The 19967-nt window shown below is 69.2% G+C and carries 18 protein-coding genes; 12 read left to right on the top strand and 6 right to left on the bottom strand.

The features are described from left to right. Positions 1-21 precede the first annotated feature (21 nt). Genes RIB98_00090 through RIB98_00080 form a run of 3 tightly spaced genes read right to left on the bottom strand, consistent with a single transcriptional unit; the run spans position 22 to position 5956 of the window. Positions 22-3012, bottom strand: coding sequence for an MFS transporter (locus RIB98_00090; protein ID MEQ8839358.1), 2991 nt, complete (start codon positions 3010-3012; stop codon positions 22-24). Then, a complete protein-coding gene (locus RIB98_00085) occupies positions 3009-5135 on the bottom strand; it encodes an ABC transporter permease (GenBank protein MEQ8839357.1) in 2127 nt (708 codons plus the stop codon). The genes RIB98_00090 and RIB98_00085 overlap by 4 nt, the downstream gene beginning before the upstream one ends. Further along, positions 5132-5956 (bottom strand): phytanoyl-CoA dioxygenase family protein, encoded by an 825-nt coding sequence (locus RIB98_00080; GenBank protein ID MEQ8839356.1) that lies wholly within the window; start codon positions 5954-5956, stop codon positions 5132-5134. Before RIB98_00080 ends, RIB98_00085 begins: the two co-directional genes overlap by 4 nt. Before the next feature lie 81 nt (positions 5957-6037). Here RIB98_00080 and bmt point away from each other — a divergent pair, with 81 nt between their 5' ends. Then, positions 6038-7039 carry a betaine--homocysteine S-methyltransferase gene (gene bmt, locus RIB98_00075; GenBank protein ID MEQ8839355.1) on the top strand — a complete coding sequence of 334 codons (1002 nt, stop codon included), beginning with the start codon at positions 6038-6040 and terminating at the stop codon, positions 7037-7039. Between the two features lie 19 nt (positions 7040-7058). On the opposite strand, the gene RIB98_00070 is transcribed toward bmt, so the two are convergent. Beyond that, complete coding sequence (locus RIB98_00070) at positions 7059-7607, bottom strand: DinB family protein (protein MEQ8839354.1); 549 nt, start codon at positions 7605-7607, stop codon at positions 7059-7061. Positions 7608-7666: 59 nt separating this feature from the next. Here RIB98_00070 and RIB98_00065 point away from each other — a divergent pair, with 59 nt between their 5' ends. The 3 genes from RIB98_00065 to RIB98_00055 are packed head-to-tail and all read left to right on the top strand — an operon-like array spanning position 7667 to position 9896. After that, positions 7667-8506, top strand: coding sequence for a hypothetical protein (locus RIB98_00065; protein MEQ8839353.1), 840 nt, complete (start codon positions 7667-7669; stop codon positions 8504-8506). After that, positions 8503-8958 carry a hypothetical protein gene (locus RIB98_00060; GenBank protein ID MEQ8839352.1) on the top strand — a complete coding sequence of 152 codons (456 nt, stop codon included), beginning with the start codon at positions 8503-8505 and terminating at the stop codon, positions 8956-8958. The genes RIB98_00065 and RIB98_00060 overlap by 4 nt, the downstream gene beginning before the upstream one ends. After that, entirely contained in the window at positions 8958-9896 is a 939-nt protein-coding gene (locus tag RIB98_00055) for a TIGR03619 family F420-dependent LLM class oxidoreductase (protein ID MEQ8839351.1), read from the top strand. The genes RIB98_00060 and RIB98_00055 overlap by 1 nt, the downstream gene beginning before the upstream one ends. Before the next feature lie 3 nt (positions 9897-9899). Here the strand turns inward: RIB98_00055 and RIB98_00050 are convergent, their stop codons facing one another. After that, positions 9900-11726, bottom strand: coding sequence for a carboxyl transferase domain-containing protein (locus RIB98_00050; protein MEQ8839350.1), 1827 nt, complete (start codon positions 11724-11726; stop codon positions 9900-9902). Positions 11727-11852: 126 nt separating this feature from the next. Between RIB98_00050 and RIB98_00045 the strand changes: the two genes are divergently transcribed. The 3 genes from RIB98_00045 to RIB98_00035 all read left to right on the top strand — a co-directional run bounded on the left by RIB98_00045 (position 11853) and on the right by RIB98_00035 (position 14333). Then, positions 11853-12059: a cold-shock protein gene (locus RIB98_00045; GenBank protein MEQ8839349.1), complete on the top strand. Its 207-nt coding sequence runs from the start codon at positions 11853-11855 to the stop codon at positions 12057-12059. Positions 12060-12124: 65 nt separating this feature from the next. Further along, a complete protein-coding gene (locus RIB98_00040) occupies positions 12125-13903 on the top strand; it encodes a PilZ domain-containing protein (protein ID MEQ8839348.1) in 1779 nt (592 codons plus the stop codon). 76 nt (positions 13904-13979) lie between these two features. Then, positions 13980-14333: a hypothetical protein gene (locus RIB98_00035; protein ID MEQ8839347.1), complete on the top strand. Its 354-nt coding sequence runs from the start codon at positions 13980-13982 to the stop codon at positions 14331-14333. Here RIB98_00035 and RIB98_00030 read toward each other — a convergent pair. Continuing rightward, positions 14326-15216, bottom strand: a complete 891-nt coding sequence (locus tag RIB98_00030) for a hypothetical protein (protein ID MEQ8839346.1) — start codon at positions 15214-15216, stop codon at positions 14326-14328. The genes RIB98_00035 and RIB98_00030 overlap by 8 nt on opposite strands. An 85-nt stretch (positions 15217-15301) precedes the next feature. On the opposite strand from RIB98_00030, the gene RIB98_00025 reads away from it, so the two are divergent. From RIB98_00025 to arfB, 5 genes are read left to right on the top strand one after another with little or no spacing between them, the layout of a single operon-like run. After that, the gene (locus RIB98_00025) at positions 15302-17644 is read left to right on the top strand and encodes a transglycosylase domain-containing protein (GenBank protein ID MEQ8839345.1); all 2343 of its coding nucleotides are present in this window, start codon (positions 15302-15304) and stop codon (positions 17642-17644) included. Further along, positions 17645-18352 (top strand): hypothetical protein, encoded by a 708-nt coding sequence (locus RIB98_00020; GenBank protein ID MEQ8839344.1) that lies wholly within the window; start codon positions 17645-17647, stop codon positions 18350-18352. It abuts the gene before it with no gap. Between the two features lie 14 nt (positions 18353-18366). Then, positions 18367-18849 carry a hypothetical protein gene (locus tag RIB98_00015; GenBank protein MEQ8839343.1) on the top strand — a complete coding sequence of 161 codons (483 nt, stop codon included), beginning with the start codon at positions 18367-18369 and terminating at the stop codon, positions 18847-18849. Continuing rightward, positions 18849-19433 (top strand): histidine phosphatase family protein, encoded by a 585-nt coding sequence (locus tag RIB98_00010; protein MEQ8839342.1) that lies wholly within the window; start codon positions 18849-18851, stop codon positions 19431-19433. Before RIB98_00015 ends, RIB98_00010 begins: the two co-directional genes overlap by 1 nt. Beyond that, complete coding sequence (gene arfB / locus RIB98_00005; GenBank protein ID MEQ8839341.1) at positions 19430-19825, top strand: alternative ribosome rescue aminoacyl-tRNA hydrolase ArfB; 396 nt, start codon at positions 19430-19432, stop codon at positions 19823-19825. Before RIB98_00010 ends, arfB begins: the two co-directional genes overlap by 4 nt. Positions 19826-19967 lie beyond the last annotated feature (142 nt).

Raw genomic sequence — 19967 nt, 5'->3', positions numbered from 1 at the left:
CCCCATTTGATCTGGAACTCGTCAACTGCGCCGTTCCCCCGAACGGGCGATGACATCCTCGTTCGTTCCGAGGTATGACGCCACTACATCGGGATGATTGAGCACCTGCTCGGCCGTGCCGTCGGCGATGACGGCCCCCTGGTCGAGCGCGATGATGCGGTCGGCGACGGCGGAGACGAGCGGCATGTCGTGCTCGATCACGAGCATCGCGGCGCCGAGATCGTCGCGGATGCGGGTGAGAACAGGGGCGAGGGCCTCGGTCTCGCGTTGCGCGATGCCGCTGGAGGGTTCGTCGAGCAGCACCACCCGCGGCGCGTGGGCCACGACGCACGCGAGGTCGACGATGCGGCGTGAGCCCGTCGACAGTTCCCGCAGGAACTTGTGCCGGAAGGCGCCGAGCCCGAGGATCTCGATCAGGTCGTCGACGCGCAGCCTGACCTTCTCCTCGGCATCGTGGACGTTGGGGAGGTAGAACATCGCGGCGAGCGTGCTGCGGACCTCGATCTCCTGTTCGAGGGCCACCGCCATGGCCTCCGCCACGGTCAGCGACGGGAACAGGCGGGCGTCCTGGAACGATCGACCGAGACCCAGACGGGCCCGCTGGAAGGGCGCCAGCCCGGTGATGTCGCGGCCGTCGAGGAACACACGTCCGCCGTCGGCCGGGGTGAAGCCACTGACCACGTCGAAGAGGGTCGTCTTGCCTGCACCGTTCGGCCCGATGAGACCGATGATCTCTCCCGGTCGCACCCGGAGCACGACGTCGTCGACCGCCCGGATACCGCCAAACCGTTTCATCAGGTCGACGGTCTCGAGGATGGGGGGTTCGTCGGCGTCGAAGGTCGCTCGCTCGACTTCCGCGCGCTCGACCTCCGGTTGCACGACCTTCGCGGGCCGGACCTTCGACAGCGCCGCGTGGGCCGCAGGGTCGACGGCCGCACCGGCACCTTCGAGGAACACCGACCGGAGCACGTCGGGCCGGTCGAGGAGCTCGGCCGTGGGCCCGTGGAAGCGGATCTCGCCCTTCTCCATGAAGTAGGCGGTCTCGGCGATCGTCAGCGCCACGTTGACCGACTGGTCGACCAGGATGATGGTCACGCCCTCGTCGGCCAGTTGCCGCAGGACGGGAAGGAGTTGTTCGACGATCACGGGCGCGAGGCCGAGCGACAGCTCGTCGACCATCAGCAGACGGGGCCGTCCGAGCAGGGCCATGCCGATCGCCAGCATCTGCTGCTGCCCACCCGAGAGATTCGCCGCCGGTTCCTCGCGCCGCTGGTCGAGCGCCGGGAACATCCCGTAGACCCGCTCGTACTCGGCGATCAGTCCTTCGCGGTCTCGTCGGTGCAGCCAGCCGGCGACGTCGAGGTTCTCCTGCACGGTGAGCGACGGGAAGACACCCTGCCCGCCCGCGACCTGGATCACCCCCCGTTGGGCCACTTCGTTGGGCGGAGCGAAGGTCATCTCGCGACCGTCGAACATGATGGCGCCACGGTCGGCCTCGACCAGTCCGGAGATCGACTTCAGGAGCGTGGACTTGCCGGCGCCGTTCGTGCCGAGGAGTGCGACGATCTCACCCTCCTCCACCTCGAAGTCGATGTCGAAGAGGATCTGCACGTCGCCGTACGACACGTTGAGCCCGCGCACGAGCAGCAGCTTGCTGCGTCCCGCTCGCCGCTCGGTGGCGACCTCGGCCCGGGCGGCGGCCGTCTGCCAGACCTGGGCGATGTCGTCCTTGATCACGATGCCCGCCGTGGAGATGACCAGGCCGCCGATGAGGTAGACGGGCGCCATCATCCCCATGCCCCAGCGGATGCCCCACGAATCGCCGATCGCCCCGATCAGGGGGAGGACGACGAGGCCCGGAAGGATCCAGAGTGATCCGATCGAGAAGCCGAGGGCGCGGGCCCGGGGCGGAATGGCCATCGACAGCACCGCGAAGATCGTCGGGACGAACATGGCGTTCACCAGCGAGGCGACGGCCGCAGCGCCGGTGGCCACCCACCAGACCGGGGCGCTGGCGAAGATCACCATGACGCCGGCGTTGAAGAAGGCGGTGACGGCGAGGAACCGCAGCACCAGTCCCGGGTCGCGAGCCATCAGCCGGGTGCCGATGCGGGCGCCGATGACGAGACCGATCAGCCCGGCCGGCTCCACGGCCGCCGCGAGCACGCCGCGGGCCCGCTCGTCGAAGCCGAAGACCTCGTCGTAGAGCAGCGAGGCGAAGGTGCCGAACCCGATCAGCGAGGCGGCCAGGAAGGGGAGGGCGAACCAGATGCGCTTCAGGCTCTCGATCTTCCACATCATCCGCCACGCCTCGGCGTAGGAGGGCGCCTCCTCCTCGGTGGCGATGGCATCCTCGCTCGCGCCCATCGCCCGTCGCTCGTGGGCGCCACGGACGGGTTCCTTCATGCGGAGGCCGACGACCACCAGGATCAGGGTGGGAACGGCGAAGATGATGAACGGCCAACGCCACCCGAACTGGAAGGCGATCAGTCCGGCGACGATGGGACCGACGATCTGGCCGAGGACGTTGGCCGACCGGTGGAACGCGAAGACCTTGTTGCGGTGGTCGGGTGCGTAGTAGTCGGCGATCAGGGAGTTGTGCGTCGGATCGACCACCGCCTTGCCGATGCCGGATCCGGCCCGGGCGACGGCCAGGGCCCAGAGGACCCAGGCGAGGCCGGTGACGAACGAGAAGATCGCCCAGACGGCGGCACCGAGGAGCGTGAGCCGGGTGCGTGAGCCCCGGTCGGCGAGCTGGGCGATCGGTACCTGAAGGACGAGGGCGGCGGCGCCGACGGCGGCGACGATGCCGAGAACCCCGGTCAGGTTGAGCCCGAATTCCTCCCGGATCTCGGGCAGTAGGACGCTGAATGCCGTCCGGTCGAGTTCGTCGACCGCGTTGAGGCCGAACAGGATGAGCAGCGGGTAGATCGGCCCACCGCCCGTGATCGAGTCGAGTGACTGGACCGGGTGGGCAATGGCGTGCGCGGCCGGGCGGAGACGGTTTCTCATGGGGGTCCCGTCGTGTCGTTCTCGGGCGAGGTGGCGCCGACCGCGTCGAGGACGGCGGCTTCCTCGGCCTTCGTCGGGGCGACGTCGGCCAGCAGGCTCGGCACGATGATGTTGCGCTGTTTGGCGATGGAGCGGAGCCATTGGTCCCGTAGCCAGAAGAAGAGTCCGCCGATACCCGAGGGGATGACGAGGAGCACGACCAACACACCGACACCGGTGGCGAAGAAGACCCATTCGCCGGGAAGGAACCAGCCAAGGCCCTGGAGGTAGATCGCGCCGATCAGCCCGCCCGAGAGACTGCCCAGTCCGCCGATCACGCCCATCACGAACACCTCGATGCTGTCGTTGGGCTCGAAGCTCGACGCGGTGTAGATCTTGAGGGTGTAGGCGAAAAGACCACCGGCGAAGGCAGCGACCGCCCCCGAGAGTGCGAACCCGGTCAGCTTCGCCCGCAAGGGACTGATCCCGAACGTCTGGGCGGCCGCCTCGTTCTCTCGCAACGCCAGCAGCACTCGGCCGGTCCGTGTCCGGCGTACCCCGCGCACGGTGACCATCACGAACGCGAGCCCGACCACGGCCACGTAGTACATGCGGGTGGGCGAATCGATGTCGACGCGGCCGAAAAGCGGGAGCCGCCGGAACGGGTTGTCGTGGACCCACGAGCCGACCCAGAACTCGTCGTTGAGGAAGTAGCTGGTGGTCGCCAACGAGAATCCTAGCGACGTGACGGCGAGGAAGAGCCCGCGTTGGCGTAGCGCCGGCAGCCCGACCACGACGGCGACCGCGGCCCCCACGGCGGCCGAGGCGAGCAGGGCGAGGATCAGGTCGACGTTCCATTCGTGGCTGAGCTTGGCGGTCACGGCGGCGCCCACCGCGACGAACGCCATCTGGCCGAGTGAGACCTGGCCGGCCCATCCGGTGAGGATGATCACCGACACGCCGATGATGCCGAACACGGCGACCGCGGTGGCCTTGATGAGGTCGGCGGTGCCCAGGAAGAGGGGCAGCAAGAGGACCCCACCGAGGAGGATGAGGGCGAGCACGGCGCGCGTCGCCATCACCTCGGGCACCCGCCGCAGCTCCGGTGGCACGTCGCGGATCTCCTCGGCGGCCTGCCACGTGGAGGTCTCGTCGGCGTCGGCCCGACTGTCGGAGCGGGCGAGGAGCGAGCGGATCAGGAGCGCGAGGATGATCACGCCCGCGAGAACGGCGCCGCTCTCGGCGGGACTGCGGTTGTTGGCGACCATGCTGGTCTCGAGCACGCCCAGCGCGACGGCACTGGTGGCGATGGCCGGAAGGTTGGTGAGATTGCCGAGGGTCAGCGCGGCCAAGGCCCGGAGGAGAACACTGAAGGAGAGGGCGGCGCCGACCGGCAATCCGATGATCCCGGCCCGCAGCCAGATGGCGATGAACGCGAGTGTGGTCGCGATGGACCAGACGATGGTGTGGAGCCGCCGAACGGGTACACCGAGGAGTCCGGCGAGGTCGGCTCGCTCCGCCGCCCCCCTGATCGCGGTGCCGACCACCGTGCCGCGCAGGAAGAGGGCGACCGCGGCCATCGCCAGGGGCGCGACCACCCAGGTGACGACGTCGTCTTCGCGAAAGATGATCGACTCGACCTCGAAACGGATCTCGACCGGGAAGTTGACCCGCTGTGAACGGGACTCGGCATCCCAGAGGCCGGCCATCCAGAGCGCGAGGAAGACGAGGACCTGCGTGAGGCCGAGGGTGACCACCGTGAGGATCAGGCGCGCGGCCCGGAAGAAGCGACGGATCACGACGAGTTCGACGAGCGCCCCGCCGACGATCGCCACCGCGAGTCCGGCGAAGAACCCGAGGAAGTAGTTGAGCCCGGAGACGGCCACGAGCATCACGCCGAGCAGGCCCGGGATGTAGCCGAGGTCGGCCTGGCTGAAGTTGAGCACCCGATTGGCGCGATAGATGAGCGCCATGCCGACCGCGATCAGCGCGGTCAGGAGACCGATCGTGGTGCCCTGGAGCAGGAAACCGACGTCGGTGGGGAACAGCAGCGTCTGCGCGACAAGGACCGCCGCGGCCGGGCCGAGCGTGGTCGCCAGCGGACCGAGCCGCCGACGCGCGGCGTCGGTCGCCGCGCTGGTCACCTAGCCGACACCCCTCGTCGGACCACGAGGTACTGGCGATCGGGATCGTCCTGGCGCACCCGCTGTGGATCAGCGCCGGTCGTGGGATCACCGTCGAGCTTGACGGCACCGTCGGGTGCGTACTGGAGGATGTAGGCCTTGCGCACACCGGCCGAGGTGTTGGGCCCGGTGCGATGCGGTGTCAGCGAGGAGAAGACGACGGCGCCGCCGGCCCGCACCGGCGTCGCGACCGCGTCGGGATGGTCGGCGAAGCACTGATGGCCCAACGGGTCGACGTACTCGTGAGCGAGCGTGCCGCCGAGGTGGAGGCCGGGCACCACCCAGGGGCAGCCGTTGTCGAGGGTCGCATCGGTGAGCGCGAGCCAGACCGTCAGGTACTGCTGCGGCTCCACGAACGTGTAGCCGTTGTCCTGATGCCACGGGAACTCACGGGGCCGGTCCGGCTTCTTGTAGACGAGCTGATCCCAGTACAGACGGGCGTCAGGTCCGAGAAGGTCGTGGCACAGGCCCACGATCGCCGGATGGGTGCTGACCGCCCGTGCCGCCGCCGAGGTCAGCACGGCGTGGGGCGAGAACGTGATGGCGCCCGACTCGGCGATGAAGAGGCGTTCATCGGGCATCGTCTTCAGGAACGCATCGACGCCCGCCTCGATCTCGTCGAGTTCGCTCCGCAGGGCGACCAGTGATTCCTCGTCGATCAGGTCCTCGACGACGAGACATCCGTCGGTGTGGAACGCGTCGAGCTGCGCGGTGCTGAGCGACCGGGGACTGATTTGGGGCCGACGCCACACAAAGTCGGTGTTCCAGGGATGCCGCAACACGGGCGACACTCTCGCACGATCGGTGAGAGTGGGCCAGACGACCAATGTCGCCGGTCGGGAGCAGCGCTACGCTGCACAGTCGTGACGACCCCCTCTGACCTTTCCGTGACGGGCCGAACCGTGCTCGACGAACTGATCGCCGAGCGCGGCCATCTGGTCATCGACGGCGCGATGGGCACGGAGCTGTTCGCCCGGGGCCTCCCTCCGGGCGATGCCCCCGAGCGCATGAACCTCGACATGGCCGACGCCGTCCAGGCGGTGCATCGGGCCTATGTCGAGGCCGGGTCCGACATCATTCTCACCAACAGTTTCGGCGGCACGAAGTTCCGTCTCGCCCTGCACTCACTCGACGATCGCGTCGTCGAGATCAACGAGGCGGCCGCCCGCAACGCCCGAGTCGCCGCCGACGAGGCCGAGCGCCGTGTACTGGTCGCCGGTTCGATGGGCCCGTCCGGCGAACTCATCGTGCCCCTCGGCGAGCTCGACCCGACCGATGCCCGATCCGCGTTCGCTGCGCAGGCCGAAGGGCTGACCAAGGGCGGGGCCGACCTGCTCTGGATCGAGACCATGAGCTCTCTCGAAGAGGTCGAGGCCGCCGTGGCCGGCGCCCGCGACGCGAGTGACCTGCCCGTCACCGTCACCTTCAGCTTCGACACCGCCGGTCGCACCATGATGGGCGTCACCGGCACGCTGGCCGCCCAACGGCTGACCGAACTCGGCGTGGCGGCCATCGGCGCCAACTGTGGCAACAACCTGCCCGAGACCGAAGCCGCGCTCGCCGAGATCCGAGCCGCCACCCACGTGCCCGTCATCTCGAAGGCCAACGCCGGCATCCCCGAGTGGCACGGCGCCGAACTGGCCTACAGCGGCTCTCCCGAGATCATGGGTGCCCACGCCCACCGCATGCGGGCCGCCGGCATCCAGATCATCGGTGGTTGCTGCGGCAACTCCCCGGCCCATGTCGCCGCCATCCGTGGGGTGCTCGACGGCACGATGCCGCTGCCCGATGTCGAGGTCGCCGAGGCGCCGGTGCGGGCCAACGCGGGCGGCGCGCCCCGTCGCAACCGTCGCCGCCGGGGCTGATCAGCGGTCGGTTCTGCCCTCAAGTACTGCTCGCGCCGACATCGTGGAGGTGGTGGACGGGGTCGTGCAGGAAGTACCGGGCAAAGGTCGTCACGGTGAACGCCGCGCCGTCACTGCGATGGCCGGTGCGGGCCCACTCGTCGTCGCGGACCCGGTCGAAACGATCGGCCAGCGCACCTGCTGCCGCGACGAGCTGCTCGGCGACCGTTCGCGGATCCGCCTCGTGGTAGCGCTCGGCGACCGCCGTCGCGTCCTGGTCCCAGTTGGGGTAGTGCGGTCCGTCCTGTTCGAGCATCATCTCGAGTCGTTGGAGGTAGAGGACGTGCACGTCGCGGACGTGGCAGGCGTACTCCAGCGGCGACCAGATCGCGGTCGACGGTCGACGACGTACGTCATCGCGGCGGAGCACCTCGAGCCAGACGGCCGTGTTCTCCCGGATCAGTGGGCCGGTCTCGGACACTTCGACCGAGTCGGACCGATAGCCGCACTCGGGACACGGCGTCGCCAACACCCAGGTCCAGTCCTTCTCGTCGGGAATGATGTCGTCGGGAATGATGTCGTCGCTCACCGGCCAATCCTTCACGATCGGATCGGGGACGGCGAGCGAATTCGTCCTACGGTGCCGTCATGACCTCCGACACTGCGGTCGCATCGTCGCTCGGCGCCATGACCAATCTCGTCCACGGCTTCATCTACTTCGCTCCCGAGGCGGCCAAGGAGTACGACGCGGTCGGCCTCGCTGCCGAGCAGCACTACTTCGCGAGTCGGGCCGCCGCCTTCGGTCCCGTGCCGGCGGAAGTGGTGGTGGCCACCTTCTTCAACTTCAACCCGGACATCGTGCATGCGGCGATACCCGCCGCCTGGACCGCGGCGGAACCCGGGGCGATCCAGGCGGCGCGCATGCGGGCCGCAGGATCGACGCTCGCCCGGCTCTGCCCCGACGTCGACCCGGCTCATGTCGACGCGGCGTCGGTGCTCGCCGGTGCGATGGCCGCTGGCCTCGGCATGGAAGGCAAGCCCCTCGCGGCGGCGAATCGGTCCGTCGCCGAGCCCGACGATCCCTGGGCGCGCCTGTGGCAGCGAATCACCGTGCTGCGCGAGTGGCGTGGTGATGTCCACGTCGCGGTGCTCACCGCCGCACCGCTCGATGCGGTCGAAGCGCTGCTGCTCCACGCCGCCACCGGGCAGGTGCCGAAGGCCGCGCTGCTCGCAACCCGTCAATGGTCCGAGGAGGCGTGGGCGGCCGGCCTCTCCCGTCTGCGCGACCGCGGCCTTCTCGACGCGGAAGCCGCGTTCACCGAGAAAGGGCGGAGGTACCGGGGCGACATCGAGCACCGCACCGATGTCGCCTGTCAGGCGATGGTCGACGTCGTCGGCGAGGCCGAGGCCCTACGGCTGGTCGATCTGCTGAAGCCCATCCGCCGAGCGCTCATCGACGGCGGGGCGTTCGCAGGGATGGGTCGATGACGTCGCGTGCCCAACCAGTGTCCGACCGGTCCGCGTACGTCCTCGGCGTCATGTTCGCGAGCGCGGGCGCGGCGCACTTCGCCAAGCCCGACTTCTTCGAGGCGGTCGTGCCCCGTTGGTTCCCGAACCCGGCGCTGACGAACCAGGTGTCGGGTGCGGCCGAGATCGCGCTCGGCGTCGCGATGGTGCCGCGCCGCACGCGCCGAGTCGCCGCATTCGGTCTCCTCGCACTGCTCGCCGTGGTGTTCCCGGCCAACGTCGACATGTACGTGAAGAACGTGAAGATCGCCTCCGGCGAGGACGGCCGACTCGAGCGAATCGAAGGGGTCGAGGCGACCCGCCGGGCCAACCTGATCCGCCTGCCATTCCAGTTCGTGTTCGGCGCTCTCGTCTGGCGTCACACCCGCAAGATCCCGTCGATTACCCCATCACCCTCCGAGGAGCACAACTGATGCCGGCCACACCGAAGATCTCGATGACGCTCATCACGTTCGCGGCGGAGGATCCGGGCAGCTGGGCGCATCTCGTCGACCGGGTGAGAGCGGCCGACACCGCCGGCCTCGATCGGATGGCCCTCTCCGACCACGTGGTGTTCGGGGAGGACCTCGACGCCTACGGCGATCCCGCCGCCGGCGGCACCGCCGGTGGCCGCCAGCCGACCGGGCCCGACGGGCACTGGCTCGAACCCCTGACGACGATCGCCCACCTGACCGCGGTCACCACCGACCTGCGGTTCACCACCAGCATCCTGCTGGCCGCTCTGCGCCGACCCGCGGTGTTGGCCAAGATGGCTTCGACCATCGACGTGCTCAGCGGCGGCCGACTCGACATCGGTGTGGGCGTCGGTTGGCAGAAGGAGGAGTACGAGGCGGCCGGGCTCGACTACGCGGACCGAGGGGCCGAACTCGACCACACACTCGAGGTGATCCAGACGCTGTGGCGCGACGAGCGGGCATCGCATTCGTCCGACCGACTCCGGTTCGAGGCCATCCATCAGATGCCGAAACCCGTCCAGCCGGGCGGCGTGCCGATCTGGGTCAGTGGCACGGTCAACCGCCGGTCCATGCGTCGGCTCGCCCGTTTCGGGGCCGGGTGGATCCCGTGGGGTCCCGATGCCGCCGACCTGCCGACCGGCATCGCGAAGATGCGTGAGGCGGTGGCCGCCGAGGGTCGGGATCCCGCCGACATCGAGGTCGTCGCCAACCTCGCCATCGCGACGAACGACGCGGGCGAACCCGACTTCGAGCGGTCGATGGCCGGCGTGCCCGATCTGGTGGCCGCCGGCGCCACCGACTTCCGCGCCGGTCTGCGACTCGCACCCGACGCGCCCGATGCCCAGGAACGCATCGCCGCGATGGTCGAAGCCTTCCGCGCCGCGGCCGCCGGCTGACCACTAACGCGGGCGCCGTCCCCCTGGGATCGTGTTCGGTGCGCTGCGCAGCAGGTTCACCACCCGGCGGCGGGTCTCGGCCGGGTCGATCACGTCATCGAGTTCGTGGTGTGCGGCGGCATTGATCGCCTTCGAGCGCTCGTACATCGCCTCGACCCGCTCGGCGTGGGCCGCGGCTCGCGCCGTGGGGTCGTCGATGGCCTCGAGCTCTCGGCGGCCCCCCAGGGTGACGGCGCCCTCGATGCCCATGCCGCTCACCTCGCCGGTGGGCCACGCCACCGTCATCAGCGGCGAGTGGAAACTGCCGCCGGCCATCGCCTGGGCGCCGAGACCGACCGCCTTGCGCAACACGACCGTGCCGAACGGCACCGTGAGCCTGGCCCCGACCACGAAGAGGTGTCCGAACCGGCGGACCTGGGCCTGTTGCTCGGCCTCGGGTCCGACCATGAACCCGGGGGTGTCGCAGAGGAACAGCAGGGGCAGGCCGAAGGTGTCACAGAGTTGCATGAAGCGAGCGGCCTTGTCGGCGCCGGCGCCGTCGATGGCGCCACCGAGATGCAGCGGATTGTTGGCGAGGATGCCGATCGGTCGACCTTCGACGCGAGCGAGTGTGGTGATCATCCCCGGACCGAACGACGGCCGTAGCTCGAGGGACGAGTCGCGGTCGACGAGCAGTTCGACCACTTCGCGCACGTCGTAGGCCTGCTTGCGTCGTTCGGGCACGACCTCGCGCAGAAGTGTCTGGTCGGCGCACTCCCAGGTGTCGACCGGACCCTGGAAGAACGAGAGGTAGTGCTTGGCCGCCGCCACGGCCGCCGCGTCGTCGTCGACCAACACGTCGATGACGCCGTTGGCCGTCTGCACGTCGACCGGTCCGATGTCCTCGGGTGCGACGACCCCGAGTCCGCCGCCCTCGATCATGGCGGGGCCGGCCATTCCGAGGTTGGCGTCGGCGGTGGCGATGATGACGTCGCACATCCCGGCCAGCGCCGCATTGCCCGCGAAACAACGTCCCGACACGATCGCGACGGTGGGGGCGAGGCCGTTCAGCCGGGCCATGGCCGCGAACGACGGCACGTTGAGTCCGGCGATGACGGGCACGTCGGTGTCGCCCGGACGTCCGCCGCCGCCCTCGGCGAACAACACCAGTGGCAGCCGCAGCCGCTCACAGATCTCGAACAGCCGGTCCTTCTTCTGATGGCCCCGGTAGCCCTGGGTTCCGGCCAGCACCGTGTAGTCGTAGGACATCACGGCGCACCGGCTCTGTTCGTCGGCGAACCGGTCGCCGTTGACCCGCCCGATCCCGCCGACGATGCCGTCGCCGGGCGTCGACGCGATCAGATCCTCGCGGCTCCTCCGCGCGGTCTGCGCGGCGTACATGAGCGACCCGTACTCCTCGAAGCTGTCGCCATCGACGAGGTCGGCCACGTTCTCGCGAGCCGTGCGACGACCCCGGGCGTGGACCTTGGCGACGGCGTCGGGACGAGCAGCGTCGGCGAACGCAGCTTTCCGCTCGCGGAGTTCGACCAAGTCGCCGCGTTCGACCGGATCGCGGTGCTCGGCAGCCGGTTGTTGGTCGAGCGACTCGGGGCCCACCGCCGAGATCGGGCCGGGGGCGATCGAGACCACGGCGCGGCCGGCCGTGACGACCTCGCCGACCACGACATCGACCGTCGCGACCCTGCCGTCGACGGCGGCCACGACCGGCTGCTCGATCTTCATGACCTCGACGATCGCGAGCACGGTGCCGGCCGAGACCTCGTCGCCCACACCGACGTGCACCAGCACGACGGTGCAGTCCGAGGGAGCGACGGCGACGGAGAGATCCATGGTCGAGAGTCTCGCGGAGCCCGACGCCGGGGCCCAATGACGGCGATGACGAAACCGTGGCGGAGTTCTCTAATGTGACGGAGAGCCAGCCTCACCAGGGCGCTGGCCGAGCGAAAGGAATGCCCCATGCCGACGGGCACAGTGAAGTTCTTCAACAACGAGAAGGGCTACGGCTTCATCTCCCGCGAAGACGGCGATGACGTCTTCGTGCACTTCTCCAACATCGACGGCTCCGGTTTCCGGACCCTCGAAGAAGGCCAACGCGTCGAGTTCGAGGTCGGACCCGGTCGCAAGGGAGACGAGGCACTCGGCGTCAAGGTCATCGAGATCTAGCAAGGTCGTCTGACCCGGCCGAAGGTCTTCCTTCACTTCGGCGTGCTCGCTCCGACGGGAGAGCGATGGATCCCTTCGCCCCCTCACGTGTGGTGAACGAGCGCGTCGTGCGCATTGCGTCGATCGCCGCGCTCGGGTGGTCGATCGCCTATCTCGTCTGGCGGATCGGCTTCACCCTCGGTGGTGCCGATGGCCTCGCGGGCGCCACCCTCATCGGCGCCGAGGTACTCGGCGTCGTCGTGTTCGCCGCGCGTCTCGGTTCGGCATGGCACACCCCCATCCGCGTGGTGGCGTCGCCCGGCGCGCCGATGCCCGACATCGCCGCTGTGGTCGATGCCTCCGGTTCCTCGGCCGACGAGTTGCGGACGACCCTCGTGGCCCTCCGCCGTGTCCAGGGCATCGACCGGACGCGGGTCGTCGATCGGTCGGGCTCTCGTCGGTTACAGACCATCGCCGAGCGCTTCGGCGCGACGGTGGTCGATCCTGCGGTCAGCCTGGATGATGCCGTCGTGGGTGCCGGTGCGAGCTGGGTGCTGCTCCTGCGGTCCGGTGACCTGCCGATGCCGGATCTGGTCTCCGTGGCTGCACCCCGGTGCAGTTCGCCCGACGTCGCCGTCATCCAGGTCGGCATCGAGGAAGCCGACCCCACATCCTTCGAACACGACCCCGACGGGCACTGGTCCCTGGAGCCGTTCGAACAACAGGTCGTGCGGCCGGCCCTGGCTGCTCGAGGCTCGATTCCCTGGTACGGCGACGGACCGGCGCTCGTTCGTCGCAGCGCCGTCGCCCAGCTGGCGTCCACCGGCAACGGGCACATGCTCGACGCTTCGTACCTGGTCGGGCTCGACATCGTCCGGACCGGGCTGACCATCACCCATCTGCCGCTGACGCTGGCGCGGGTGCGTGGTCCGCAGGGCCTCGGCGAAAGCCTCGTTCGCCGGCATGATCGCACGGCGCGAGCGCTGCGGACGTTGCGGCGCCGTCACCTCTCCGGAGTTCCCCGCTCGCTGCAGATCGCCCACCTCCTCGCCCTGCTGCCGCTGGTGGCGGCGGTGCAACGAGTACTGCTCGTCGTCACGGCGGTCCTGGTGCTGGCGTTGGCCAGGGTGCCGATGCACGCGGCCGCGCTCGACCTGGCCGTCCTCGCCGTGCCGGCCTACCTCCTGCGCTGGAACGCACACATCCTGCTGGGTCGAGGGCGGCTCGGCCTGTTCTCGATCCTTCGGAGCGATCTTCGTTCTCTGGGTGTCGATCTGACCCCGTTCGGGCGGATTCGACCGGAAGCGAGCCGCGCCGGGCTCCGAGCGGTCGTTGCCACGGTGATCGCCCTGGACGGCGCTGTGATTCTGGCCTCCATCTCGATGTGGCGCGATTGGGAAGGGCGGCTCCCGATCGCCGTCGCGTCGACTGCGCTCATCCTCACAGCGGGGTTTCTGGGTGTCGCCACCGAGGTACTCCTCGATGCACTCGCCCGACGTCAACGCCGGGCCGACCATCGCGTCCGTCTCGGTCTCGTGACGTGTCGCATCGAGGAGATCGACGGCCAATTGGTGGACCTGTCGACCGGCGGTGCCGGCATCGTCGTGCCCGAGTTGGCCGACGACGACCTGCCCGTGGGCGCGGTGACCACGGTGGCGTTCCGCATTCCCGACGCCGATGGGGCGTGGCGCAACGTGTCGACCCTCGTACGCGTGGCCCATCGCCGCCCCGACCCGGATGGCGGTGTCCGCATCGGTCTGGCGTTCGACGAACCCACGGATGCGCCGCTGGACCCGGTGGTCGAGTTCCTGACGATCGACCGCCGCCTCGTCGCCCTCGGGCGACACACGCCGGCGGCCCTCTGAGCTGATGGCGGTGACGACCCCTCGCGCTGTCGCGCCTTCTGTCCGTGTCCCGTTGATTCGCCGCGTCGCCGGCTTGATGACGGCGATCGCGGTCGTCGTGTCGCTGATGGGTGTTGCGGCAACAGTCCGAAGTGCGTCGGCCGAGACGACCGAGGAGGATGTGCCTGCCGAACCGGCGCTCGAGCTGTCGTCGCCGGAATCCTCGGTCGCGCCGTCGCCGGCCCCGTCGGAGGAAGGCGAGACCGCGTCGGCGTCCCGCCCGGCCCCCGAGGTCGCCGCTCCCGCGCAGCCGTCACCGCCGGCGGTGCTCGCGATGACCGGCCGGACCACCACGATGCTCCTTGCCGTGGCGCTGCTGCTCCTCGGACTCGGCGGCTCGACCCGGATCCTCGCCGACCGGATCGCCCGGCGCACCGTTCCCGTCAGCTGACCTCGACGGCGCCGCCCGTGGCTGCGCTGCGGTGGGCGGCCCGAGCGAGCGCCGCGACACCCTGGCCCACACCGAGAGGTGGCCACGGCGCGGATCGACCGTCACAGACGCCGGCGAACCGGCGCATCTGCTCGACGAAGCCCAGGCAGACCAGTGGCGACTCGTCCCTGTTGTCGCCGACGACCTGGCGGCCATCGATGTCCAATGTGGGGGTGGGCCACAGGCCGATCGTCACCACGCCGGTCTCGCCGGCCGCTTCCAGCTCGGTGAGTGCCGAGGCCGCCGAGTCGGCATCGACCCACTCGAGCTCGGCACGGACTCGACGGCCGTCGGTCAAGCCGAGCGTCGCCGTCAGATGATGGGCGGCGACGGTCGCCTCCACGGTCGTGGCGGGTGTCCCGGCGGCCGCCAGGAGAACCGGCCACGCGCCGGCGAACGGATCTGTCGCCACGTCGTTCATGTGCGCCCGGCGAACCGCCCGGCCCCGGAGCACGAGGTGGTGCACGGCACCCAGATCGGCGATGGCGCGAAGGCCGCGCTTCACGGTGGCCGCGTGCAGCAGGTTGACCGCCGTCACGGCCAGCGGCGACACGGGACATTCGGGACCGAACAGCACCGGCGACTCGACGAGGAGCGGCATGTCGGGCCCGAGTCGACCGATGACGGTGGCGGCCTGATCCGACGACACGGCGATGACGAGACCATCGGCGCGGGCCGCGAGATCGTCGACGGCGAGGTCGGGAACACCGGTCGCCGCGGCCAGCGCGCCAGCCGTGCCCGGACGACCACCGACGCCGACGAGTTCGACGCCGGGCGCGGCCAGTGCCGCCTCGGCATGCAGGGTGGCGGCGCGCCCGCCCCCGATGATGGCGATCCTGGTCACGGACGCATGTTGGCACCCCCGCCCCGCCGTCGCAGATGTGGGCCCTGACCGCAGTCTCGGGAAGACGGCCAGTACCGTTGCGCGGGTGCGTGGTGTCGTCGGGTTGCTCCGATTTGCAACGGTGATCATCGGCGGCGGCATCGTCGTCGCCTTCACGCTTGCTGCGCTCGGACCGCGGATCGCTGACATCTACGCAGCCAACGACTCCACGGCCGTCGAGATCAACCTCGAGGAACTGGCCCAGCGGACCATCGTCTACGACAGCAACGGCGTCGAGTTCGACGTGCTCTACGGCGAACAGAACCGCGAACTGGTGGAGCTCGACGACGTGAGCGACGCCATGATCGAGGCAGTCATCGCCGTCGAGGACGAGGGGTTCTACGAGCACACCGGAATCGATGCGAAGGCCATCGCCCGTGCCTTCATCCGCAACGTCAACGCTGGCGGGATCGAGGAGGGCGGCTCGACGATCACGCAGCAGCTGATCAAGAACGCCGTGGTGGGTAACGACCAGAACGTCGACCGGAAGATCGCCGAGGCTGCCCTCGCCCGGCGGCTCGAGCGTCAGTTCACCAAGCAGGAGATCCTCGAGAAATACCTGAACACCGTGTACTTCGGTGGTGGTGCCTACGGCATCCTGGCCGCGGCCGAGATCTACTACGGCACCACTCCGGCCGAGCTCGACTACCCACAGGCGGCGATGCTCGCCGGGCTCATCCAGAACCCGTCGCGCTTCGACCCCACGCTCAACCCCATCGCCGCCCGTGACCGTCGCGACACCGCACTCACGCGGCTGGTCGCGACCGGCGACATCACCGAGGCGGAGGCCGACGAGTACCGAGCCGTTGCCGTGCCGACCTCGCGGCTCGTTCCCTCCGAATGGCAGCCCGACAACTACTTCATCGAGGAGGTGCGTCGGCAGTTGCTGCTCGACCCGCGCCTCGGCAGCACCGACGAGGAGCGGGCCGAGGCCCTCTTCAGCGGTGGTCTCCGCGTCTACACGACCTACGACCCTGCGGCCTATGACGCGGCCCGCGCCGCGGTCGACCGCTTCACCCCCGACGACGAGCGCGGCTTCGTCGGCGCCCTGGCCTCGGTCGAGCCCGGCACCGGCAAGGTCCGGGCCATCATCGGCGGTCCGGGTTTCGAGGTCGAGGGCTACGGCGAGTTCAACATCGCCACCCAGGGCGGCCGCCCCACCGGTTCGTCCTTCAAGGCGTTCGTGCTCGCGGCGGCGATGGAGAAGGGGTTCGTGCCGTCGGACCAGATCAACGGTTCCGCCCCCTGCGAGTTCGACAACCCCGGTGGTTTCCCCGACCCCTATCGGGCCACGAACTTCGGTGGCGGGAGCTCGGGGTCGGTGCGAACCATTCGCAGCCAGACACTGTCGTCGTCGAACTGTGCGTATCTGCGACTCGGCCAGATCGTCGGCCTGTCGAACGTGGCCGACACGGCGCGAGCGCTCGGCGTCACGTCGGATCTCTCGTCGGTTCCGATCTCGATGCCACTCGGGCCGCTCAACGTCACCCCGCTCGACATGGCCGTGGCCTACGCGACCTTCGCCAACGACGGCCTCCAAGTGGATCCGATCTTCATCGAACGGGTCGAGGACCGAGCCGGCAATGTCGTGTTCTCGAACGAGCCGAACCCCTCGCGTGCGGTGTCGACCCAGACCGCACGCCTGGTCACCTCGATCCTCGAGGACAACGTGCAGGGCGGCACCGGCACCAGGGCGCAGATCACCGGCCAGACGGCAGCAGGCAAGACCGGCACCGGTCAGGAGTTCAAGAACGCCTGGTTCGTCGGCTACACGCCCTATCTCGCAACTGCCGTGTGGTTCGGCAACCCGCTCGCCGAGGTGGAGATGCGGGGCGTGACGGTTCCCGAGCTGGGCTACACGAGTGGCGTGACCGGCGGTTTCCTGCCGGCCGCGGTCTGGTCGGCGTTCAACGAGTTCTACCATGCCGACCTCGAGGCACGATCCTTCGAATCGCCCGCGCCGACGAGGTCAGGCCAGAGGGTTCGCACCGACGACGAGGAGGATCGCTACAGCAACGCGATCAACAGTCTCTGCGGTAGTTCGAGCGCCGAGATCGACGAGGACGGCGATGGCGAAGTCGACTATTGCGAGAATCGCGACTTCAATTTCGATCCCTCGATCGGACGTTGCCCGGCGCTGCTCGATCCGTTCGATCAGGATGGCGACGGGACCTTCGATGTCTGCGTTCCGCGAACCACCACGACCACCACGACGACCACCACCACGACGCCGGTGACCACCACGACACCGGTACCCACGACGACGCCGCCGGTCACCACCACCACGGCGGCGCCGACCACGACGACCACGGCGGCGCCGACCACGACGACCACCGCAGCGCCGACCACGACGACAACATCGCCAACGACCACGACAACGACGGGCTGAATGACCGACCACCGACTTCTCGACATCCAACGGCTCGACACCGAGGCCGAGCAGCTTCGGCATCGTCACGCCACGCTCCCGGCGCGCGACGCGATCGACGAGGCGCAGACGACCCGAGCTGCCCTTCAGGCCGAGATCGAGTCGCTCGGAATCCGGCGGGTGGACGTGGCCAACCGCCAGAAACGATTCGAGGACGAAGCGCAGATCTTCGCGACGAAGGCTGACGAGGACGACAAGCGTCTCTACAGCGGTGATGTGGGGATGAAGGATCTCCAGCCGCTGCAGGACGAGATCGCCGGACTGCGGGCGCGGCAGGGCGAACTCGAGGATCAGGCGTTGGAAGCGATGGAGGAGTCCGAGGTGCTCGCCGGCGAGCAGTCCGCCGCAACGACTTCGCTCGAGCGCGTCGAGGAGCAGATCACCACGCTCGAGGCCGAGTTGGCCGTGAGCGAGGCCGAGGTCGATGGCCTGCTCGCCGATGTGGTCACCGCACGGGCCGAGGCCGTCGCCCAGGTTTCCGAGGCCGACCTCGCCGAGTACGAACGGCTTCGCCCGGGCTTCGGATCGGCCACCGTGGTCGGCTTCGACGGATCCAACTGTGTCGGCTGCCCGTCCACGATGCCGGCCATGGAACTCGATCGCATGAAACATGCGCCCTCCGACAGCGTGCTCAGCTGCAACGAGTGCGGACGCATCGTCATCACCTGAGTCGTCGGTCGCCGATGTTCTTCTTCTTCATCGCCGCCGCTGTGCTCACGGTGCTGTTCGTCTTCGACAGCCCGGCCATCGACTACCGCTTCGTCGCCCTCGGCGGTGTGCTGCCGCTGGTGGAGGCGGCAACCGGGCGGCCGCTCATCCTCCACACGCTGCTGGGCTCGGTTGCCCTCATGAGTCTGGTGATGGCGGTCACCGTGCGCCGCCGGATCCTGCGCCGTCGCCTTCTGGGAATCCCGATCGGCACCTTCGTCTTCCTCGTGGCCGCCGGCTCGTGGACCCGCACCGATCTGTTCTGGTGGCCGGTCGGCGGTCTCGACGGCATTGCGGAGCGTCCGTTGCCCGAGTTCGACCGGGCTCCGGCGGTGCTCGTGCTGCTCGAGCTCGCCGGTGTCGCGGCACTCGTCTGGCTGGTGCGACGCTTCGATCTGACCCGACCCGAGCATCTCGACGAGTTGCGACGCACCGGCCGACTCCCGAAGATGGCCTGATGCTGATCATCGCTCGCCACGGACGCACGGTCGCGAACGCGTCGGGGGAGCTGCTCGGTCGCCGGGACCCCGGGCTGGATGATCTGGGTGAGCGGCAGGCCGCCGCGATCGGCCGCATGCTGGTCGGTATCGATCGAGTGGTGTCGAGTCCATTGGCGCGGTGCCGGGAGACCGCAGCGGCGTTCGGTCTCCCGGTCGAGATCGATGAACGCCTGATCGAGCTCGACTACGGCCGGCTCGAAGGAACGCCGGTCGCCGACGTCCCCGCCGACACATGGGCGGCGTGGCGGGCGGACACCGCCTGGCGTCCGGAGGGCGGCGAGAGCCTCGACGACCTGGCGGCCCGCGTATGGCCCGCGCTCGACGAACTGATCCACGAGGCGACCGAGCGAGACATCGTCGTGGTCACCCACGTCTCGCCGATCAAGGCCGCCGTGGCCTGGTCGCTCGGCGTCGGCATCGCCACCCAGTGGCGATGCTTCGTCGCCCAGGCGTCGGTGTCGCGGATCGCCATGCGAGGCGCCACGCCGTCGCTCCTGTCGTTCAACGAGGTCCATCATCTCGACGAGGACGCCGGCTCATGACATCGAGCTGGCAGGTGCCCGAGGACGAGGTGTCGTTTCGCTACATGGCGTCGGGCGGGCCGGGTGGGCAGCATGCCAACCGGTCCAACACCAAGGTCGAAGCGGTATTTCGCATCGACGAGTCACCGTCGATGCCCGCGGCGTTGAAGGCCCGGGTCACGGCCAAGCTCGGCGACGTCGTGCGGGTCACGGTCGAAGACGAGCGTTCCCAGCTGCGCAACCGCAACCTGGCGATGGAGCGGATCCAGGAACGTCTCGACGCGGCGGGGAAGGTCGAGCGCAGGCGACGCAAGACCAAGCCCACCCGTGGCAGTCAGCGGCGGCGACTCGACACCAAGCGCAAACGCGGCGAGGTGAAAAAGCAGCGGCGGCGTCCGACCCGAGACGACTAGCTGTGATGACCCGGGACGTTGTCCCTGGCGGTTTGGGGTGGGTGGTCCCCCGGTGAGGTGAGCCCTCCGAGTGAGGCTGTGGGTCTTCGACAACTCACTACGTCACTCCGGAGGGCTCGTGATTCACGCTAGGACGCAACAC

Source organism: Acidimicrobiales bacterium, from assembly GCA_040219515.1.
Taxonomy (GTDB): Bacteria; Actinomycetota; Acidimicrobiia; order Acidimicrobiales; family Aldehydirespiratoraceae; genus JAJRXC01.
This window is presented reverse-complemented; position numbering and strand designations above follow the sequence as displayed.

Bases quoted from the DNA above. Each gene is read 5' to 3' on its own strand.
- RIB98_00090 (MEQ8839358.1), bottom strand. From the start codon at position 3,012: ATGAGAAACCGTCTCCGCCCGGCCGCGCACGCCATTGCCCACCCGGTC.
- RIB98_00065 (MEQ8839353.1), top strand. From the start codon at position 7,667: ATGACCTCCGACACTGCGGTCGCATCGTCGCTCGGCGCCATGACCAAT.
- RIB98_00060 (MEQ8839352.1), top strand. From the start codon at position 8,503: ATGACGTCGCGTGCCCAACCAGTGTCCGACCGGTCCGCGTACGTCCTC.
- RIB98_00055 (MEQ8839351.1), top strand. From the start codon at position 8,958: ATGCCGGCCACACCGAAGATCTCGATGACGCTCATCACGTTCGCGGCG.
- RIB98_00050 (MEQ8839350.1), bottom strand. From the start codon at position 11,726: ATGGATCTCTCCGTCGCCGTCGCTCCCTCGGACTGCACCGTCGTGCTG.
- RIB98_00045 (MEQ8839349.1), top strand. From the start codon at position 11,853: ATGCCGACGGGCACAGTGAAGTTCTTCAACAACGAGAAGGGCTACGGC.
- RIB98_00040 (MEQ8839348.1), top strand. From the start codon at position 12,125: ATGGATCCCTTCGCCCCCTCACGTGTGGTGAACGAGCGCGTCGTGCGC.
- RIB98_00035 (MEQ8839347.1), top strand. From the start codon at position 13,980: ATGACGGCGATCGCGGTCGTCGTGTCGCTGATGGGTGTTGCGGCAACA.
- RIB98_00020 (MEQ8839344.1), top strand. From the start codon at position 17,645: ATGACCGACCACCGACTTCTCGACATCCAACGGCTCGACACCGAGGCC.
- RIB98_00015 (MEQ8839343.1), top strand. From the start codon at position 18,367: ATGTTCTTCTTCTTCATCGCCGCCGCTGTGCTCACGGTGCTGTTCGTC.
- RIB98_00010 (MEQ8839342.1), top strand. From the start codon at position 18,849: ATGCTGATCATCGCTCGCCACGGACGCACGGTCGCGAACGCGTCGGGG.
- arfB (MEQ8839341.1), top strand. From the start codon at position 19,430: ATGACATCGAGCTGGCAGGTGCCCGAGGACGAGGTGTCGTTTCGCTAC.